The sequence below is a fragment of the Hydrogenispora ethanolica genome (genome assembly GCF_004340685.1).
GTDB lineage: Bacteria > Bacillota > UBA4882 > UBA8346 > UBA8346 > Hydrogenispora > Hydrogenispora ethanolica.
The window spans coordinates 39,430-45,805 of sequence record NZ_SLUN01000044.1; the positions used below are offsets into that span (position 1 = coordinate 39,430).

The following is a 6,376-nucleotide window of genomic DNA, read 5'->3' on the forward strand; positions in this document are numbered from 1 at the left end:
AGATTTTTACCTAAAGGAGTGAGATCTTTCGTTAACTCAGCCATTCTTAACGAATCAGGTTGACCAGCACTTCCAGGATGTTGTCGGTGGTGGTGATCACTTTGCTGTTCGCCTGGTAAGCCCGTTGCGTAATCATCATCTCGCTGAACTGTTCCGAAAGATCCACATTGGACATTTCCAACGTTCCCGTGCTCAAGGTTCCCGAGCCGCTAGTCCCGGCCGCGACCCCGCCCGTGAAGTCCCCGGAATTGGCGGTAGTCGTATAAAGATTGTCGCCGATCTTTTCGAGGCCCGAGGAATTGCTGAAGACGGCCAAGGCGATCATTCCCAACGGTTGGGTTTGGTCATTGGAATACACGCCATAGATGACGCCGTCGGAGCCTATGGTAATGTCCTGAAGGTCGCCGGACTCATAGCCGTCGACGCTGGCCACCGAGATGCCGGAACCGGTGCTGGAGCTATAATAGGAGATCTTGCTGAAATCCAGGCTGACCTCGAAGGCGGCCGCGCCGGCGTTGGAGCCTTGCGGCGTCAGGGTAATGGTCGGGTTGGTGTCGTAATTGGTCGTATCCGTGGTCACGATCTTGCCGCTGCTGTCGAACTCGATATAGCCGCTGGCGCCGCTGACCGCCAGCGCGGAAGTGTCCGTGGAATCCACCGTCCAATAATAGGAAGTCGTATTGGTCGTCTCGTCCGTATAACACTTATATAAATTGGCCTTCACTTCATAACTGTTGCCTAAGGCGTCATAAACGGTCATGGTCGTCGACGCCGACGCCGTGTCCGGCAGCGGTATGGTGATCGTGTTCAACGCCGTGCCGTTCGCATCCTCCGCAGGGTCGAGGCTGCCGGTGATCGAGGCCGCGGTGGTGGCCTGCGGTGCAATAATTTGTTTATTCCCGTTGGTGCTGTCCGAGAAGAGATTCAAGGGCTCGACATCCTGCTGCGTGTTGAATACGTAATTGCCGTCGCTGTCCACGCTGTACTCTTCCCAGCCGCAGACCTTGTAGCCATTCACCACCAGGTTTCCTTCCTCGTCCACCCCGAAGTTGCCCGCGCGCGTGAATTGATATTCGCCGACCGAGCCGCCCTGGACAATGAAGAAGCCGTCGCCGCCGATGGCCACGTCGGTATAATTGCCGGTCGACTGGGTGCTGCCCACGCTCATATTGGTGGTGACAGCCGCCACGCTGACCCCCAGGCCGACCTGAATGGGATTGGTGCCGCCGGTGTTGGTCGTGGCATTCGCGCCCGTGGCGCTGCTGAGCGTCTGACTTAATAAATCACTGAAGCTAACCGTCTGGGCTTTATAACCGGCCGTATTGACATTGGCAATATTGTTGCCGATCACATTGAGCTTTTGCTGTTGCGCCTTAAGCCCCGAAACGCCCGAATACATGGACGTCATCATCTCGTATTACCTCCTGCCTGATATCGCTATTTCTTCCGTCATTCAGAAATAGGCATCAGCCTCCCCGAGCGGGGTCCAGCTGAAAAATGGTTCATTGCATTGGAGTCCCATGCCTATTCGCTCGCTGTGCCGTTGCTCACCGCCAAGACCGAACCGAGCTCCACCAAAGTGCCGTCAACCGTCAGGTAGGTGGTGCCGTTTTTGGTAATCACCGATTCCACTGTCCCCGATGCGGTGCTGGTCGCTCCGGTGGTATCGGTGGTCTGGTAGGTCACTTCCTTGCCGAGCATACTGTAGGCTCTGGTAGAATCCATCCCCGTGACCAACTCGTTCAAGCGCTCCAAAGAGCTCATCTGGGCCATCTGCGACACGTATTCGGTATTGCTGACGGGATCGAGCGGATCCTGGTACTGCAGCTCGGTGGTGAGCAATTGCAACAACGATTCAAAATCCAGGGATGTGCTGGAAGAAGTGGAACTGGATGAACTGGTCGAATCCGTGGTCGTGCTGGGAGTGATCCAATAGGAATCTGTCACTGAACTGGTACTCATACTCTTTTCCTCCTTTTTTGATGCGGACAATCCCCGCCCGGTTCCGGGACGGAATCCTGCCGTTGTATAAAGTTTCGAATGGCTTTATTAGTTTTTTGTTTAATATCAGGCGGCCGGCCGTGAATTTCGGGAAAATTGTAGAGCGGAGTCTTGCGCTTCCGGCGCGGACCCTTGGGCCGCGGCCATGGCGGGATGGAGGATCATCCGGTATAAACTGGGAGAGATTTTTAGATAATAATCAAGAAAGGCCCTTCCGGAAAGGCTTCCGGCGGGTGAATTTGGGGATGCCTAACTATCTGGACAGGATGGATTCATGATCGGTAAAGAGATCTTCTTTTTCTACAAAGCGCTCATCTTTTCAGCGGCCGCACTGCTGTTGATTCCCAAGCCTTCCTATAAAAAGTATTTTATGTACGGTCTACTCTTTGGCGGTATCGGCGACATCCTGGTGATCATGATCTTTGGAAAGCTATTGCACCTTTTTGAGTATCAGAACCTGGGCATTTTCAACATCGCTGATTCCTTCTCATTCTGGACGCCGTGGGCCTGGATCGCCACATTTGCCTATTTCCTTTACCTTTTGCCCGTCCGCAAGCTTTTCTTGGCCCTTTACATCCTGGAATTCGCCTTTTTCGGCCACACCGTGGGAATAACCCTCTCCAACCTCGGCTTGTTTGAGTATCATGGCGGCTATCGTTATTGGGCGCCGGCAGTTTATGCGCTCTGGTTCTCCCTGGCCGCCTGGCTGTATATCCGCCTGGAAAAGCTGAAGCTGGAGTGAAAGGCTGCCCGGCTCCACGGAGGAAAAAACGGTTCAGCAGCGAATAAGCTTCTCAGCGATGTTCTTTTGAGAGGGGCGATTTTGCAATGAAGGTGTTATTTATCGGCGGGACCGGCGTCATCAGCGAGGGTGTGTCGCGGCTGGCGGTGGAACGGGGCATCGATCTGTATCTCCTGAACCGGGGCAACCGGAGCGCGCTCTTTCCGGAAGGGGCCCATTCCATCCGGGGCGATATCGACCAGCCCCGGGAGATTGCCGAGGCTTTGGGAAAGATGCATTTCGACGCCGTGGTCGACTGGATCGCTTTCACCCCGGAACAGGTGCGGCGGGATATTGAGCTTTTTCGGGACCGGACCGACCAGTATCTCTTCATCAGTTCGGCGTCGGCGTACCAGAAGCCGGTCGGCGATTACCTGATCACCGAGTCGACGCCGCTGGCCAACCCCTATTGGCAGTATTCCCGGGACAAGATCGCCTGCGAGGAGGCGTTGCTGGAAGAATACCGCCAGAACGGCTTCCCGGTGACCATCGTCCGTCCCTCCCTCACCTATGGCAATACCATGATTCCGGTCGGGGTCGATTGCTGGAAAAAACCCTGGACTTTCATTGACCGGATCCGCCGCGGCCAAAAGATCATCATCCACGGCGACGGGACCTCGCTCTGGGTGATGACGCATAATACCGATTTCGCCGGCGGCTTCCTGGGCTTGCTCGGCAACGGCAGGGCCATCGGCCACGCCTTCCATATCACCTCCGACGAGGTGCTCACCTGGAATCAGATCTATGCCGCCATCGGCCGGGCGGCCGGGGTCGAGATTCGGGCGGTCCATATCCCCTCCGACTTCCTGGCCGCCGTTTTTCCGGGCGGCGAGGGCAGCCTGATCGGCGACAAGGCGCAGAGCGTGGTCTTTGACAACAGCAAGATCAAGCGCTTCGTGCCCGGCTTCGCCGCCACCGTCCCTTTCGCGGCGGGTGTGAAAAGGTCCATCGCCTGGTTTGAGGCCCATCCCGAATACTGCGTGGTGGATGAGGAATGGAACCGGCTGATCGACAAGATCATCGCCGCCTACGAAGGAGCCACCAACGCCGCAAAGAGTGGGTTTTGAGCAGGCGGATTGCCGCGGCGCCCGGCGCCGCTCCCGCTCCGGCCCAAAGTGCCTGAGAAAAAAACCATCCGGGGCTAATCATTCCCCGGATGGTTTTTCATGGCTCGACGCTTTTCGATACGATGGGCGAACCCGGATTAAAAGCGTTGTGACAAACCCTGTCGAAGGCCAGGGTGAACACAAAAGCTCAGAAAGCAAGTGATAAAGTCGTTTTTTAATCCATTGAAAGGATGATTTCCGAATTAGAGGACTTTATCACATGGCTTTTAAAAGCGTTGTGATAAACCCTGGCCGAAGGTCAGGGTGAACACAAAAGCTCAGAAAAGCAAGTGATAAAGTCGTTTTAAATCTTTTTGCAAGCTGACTTCCGTTTCGAAAGACTTTATCACATGGCTTTTAAAACATCTCTCCCATGCTGAAGACCAGCTTGGTATCATGCTGAGAGTTCCAGGCCTGATCCAGGCGGATTACGCCGAGCATCGGGAGGTTGTAGCGCAGGCCGATCCCGTAATCCCAGGCGTTTGAGCTTCCGCCGTCGAGATTGCGGATCTGGCCGGCGTCGTAGAATAGGACGAACTCCAGGCTCTTATTGGAGGGCAACCTATAGCGCAGCTCGGTGTTGGCCATCAGATAGCGGTCGCCGATGAGACTCTGGGTCATCTCGCTGCTATACCGGCGGTCATTGAAGCCGCGCAGCCGGTTCATGCCGCCCAGGTATAAAGCGCTGAAGTCGGGATAATCCCCGGTGAGCACCACCGCCTGTAGGCGATTGCCCCAAACCAGATCGGGCGAGAAGGAATGGAACCATTTGCCCTCCAGGGTCCCTTTCTGATAATCGAAATCCCCGCCGAAGTACTGTCCGGCCACGGTATAATCGGTGGACCACTGGTAACCGCCGTCCACGAAATTACGGTCTTGATACCTGAGTTTATTCTTGATCAGGCTCAGGCCGACCGAGTTGTCCCAGAATTCAATGTCCGAACCGCTGATGGGGGCTTTCTCGTCCTCGCTGGAGTCGGTATAGATGTCGGGGATCGAGTCCCGCTGGACGCTCAATTTCACCTGGCCGCGCAGGTCTTTGCCGACCGGGCGTCCCAAGGACAGCGAGAGACCGGTCTCGACCAGATGGATGTAGTAGGGGGTGCTGTCAGCGGGGTACCAGGTTTTCAGCGTCGAAGAGAAATAACTGTCGCTATTCCACATTGACAGGCTGAACGAGGTATTCTTGTCATCGATCCAGGGCTCGGTAAAGGTGAAGCTGGCATTGTTCTCGCTTTCCGAATAATCGAGGTCGATCGCGATATTCTGGCCCAAGCCCATCAGATTCGCCTCCGAATATCCGAGGACCCCGCCGACTTCCCCGTCGTTCTCCCCAAAGCTGACCCCAAAGGAGAAACTGCCGGTCTGCGCCTCCTTGAAATCGAAGATCACGTCGTAGGCATCGGGCGTCGCGCTCTTTTCCAGGTGCGGATCGACGTTGTCGAACAGGCGCAGCCGCATCAGCGTCATGTAATCCTCTTTGAGCGCATTGTAATCGATGATCTCGCCCTCGCGAATCGTAAGCTCGCGCCGGACCACGATCTCCTTGGTCTTTTCCAGACCCCTGATGATGATCTTGCCGTATTTGAACTCCACCAGCTCGACCTGGACAATGCCGTCGGCCGAGATTCCGACCCGGCTGGTCCGGGGCTCGATGAACAGCCCTTTCTTCTCCCGGCAGTCCCTCAGCGCCCTCGCCAGATCGTCCCGGAAAATGGCGGCGTTAAAGACCTCTCCGGGCTTTTGGGTGAAGAAGGGCTGCAATTCTTCGGGTCTCACCTTGGTGAGGCCCAGGAGCCGCACCTCTTTGAGCACCGGATTCTCGACCACTTGGAAGATGACCTTGATCCCATCCAGCAATCCCTCGGTCCGGATATGGACATCCGAGAAATAGCCCAGGGCCAGAATGGCCTTGCCGTCGGCCTCGGCTTTCTGAGGATCGAAAGGCGCTCCGATCCGGGTATTGGAGATGGCGCCGAGGATCTTTTCCGCGGGAACCTGCGCGTTGCCCTCGACATCGAACATGACCACATCGGGATTGGCTGCGGCCGCGGTCGGAGCAGCCCAAGCTCCGGCCATGCAAAGCATGAGGGCTAGGGTGACGAGTCCACTCAGTCGTTTCAACATCAAAAAATTACCCCTTTCGGATATGAAATGGACGCGGGGTCAGAATTTTCCAATCTTCCTTTTTAACGGCAGACGATGCTGATAGTTCCCGCTCGTCCCCAATCAAACGGGATTCAAAGGAGCGGCTTCCCGCCGGCCGGCTCCTTTTTCAACCGGTGATACTGGTCGAAAAAGGGACCTATCCTCCCCTTCTTCCTTAACAAGGAAGGAGAGATATTCGACCAAGACGTGTGCTTCATTCGTTCCATCCCCATTATAGCTACTATCTATCTAGAAAATACTCCCGAGCATTAGAACCTTGACAAGCAAATAAGTCATGCAGCAGCCGGTTCAAGAATAACTTTGTAGCCTAGGCTTTCAA

At 55.5% G+C, this 6,376-nt stretch carries 5 protein-coding genes; 2 read left to right on the plus strand and 3 right to left on the minus strand.

All coding sequences use genetic code 11. The features are described from left to right. Nucleotides 1-46: 46 nt before the first annotated feature. Complete coding sequence (locus EDC14_RS23455) at nt 47-1,411, minus strand: flagellar hook protein FlgE (RefSeq protein WP_132017003.1); 1,365 nt, start codon at nt 1,409-1,411, stop codon at nt 47-49. A gap of 113 nt (nt 1,412-1,524) precedes the next feature. Continuing rightward, complete coding sequence (locus tag EDC14_RS23460) at nt 1,525-1,962, minus strand: flagellar hook capping FlgD N-terminal domain-containing protein (RefSeq protein WP_132017005.1); 438 nt, start codon at nt 1,960-1,962, stop codon at nt 1,525-1,527. 313 nt (nt 1,963-2,275) lie between these two features. Between EDC14_RS23460 and EDC14_RS23465 the strand changes: the two genes are divergently transcribed. After that, entirely contained in the window at nt 2,276-2,743 is a 468-nt protein-coding gene (locus EDC14_RS23465) for a hypothetical protein (protein WP_132017007.1), read from the plus strand. A gap of 86 nt (nt 2,744-2,829) precedes the next feature. Further along, nucleotides 2,830-3,849: an SDR family oxidoreductase gene (locus EDC14_RS23470; protein ID WP_132017009.1), complete on the plus strand. Its 1,020-nt coding sequence runs from the start codon at nt 2,830-2,832 to the stop codon at nt 3,847-3,849. Nucleotides 3,850-4,245: 396 nt separating this feature from the next. Here EDC14_RS23470 and EDC14_RS23475 read toward each other — a convergent pair whose 3' ends face one another. Further along, on the minus strand, nt 4,246-6,015 hold the full coding sequence (locus EDC14_RS23475; RefSeq protein ID WP_132017011.1) for a BamA/OMP85 family outer membrane protein: 1,770 nt from the start codon (nt 6,013-6,015) through the stop codon (nt 4,246-4,248). Between the last annotated feature and the right edge of the window lie 361 nt (nt 6,016-6,376).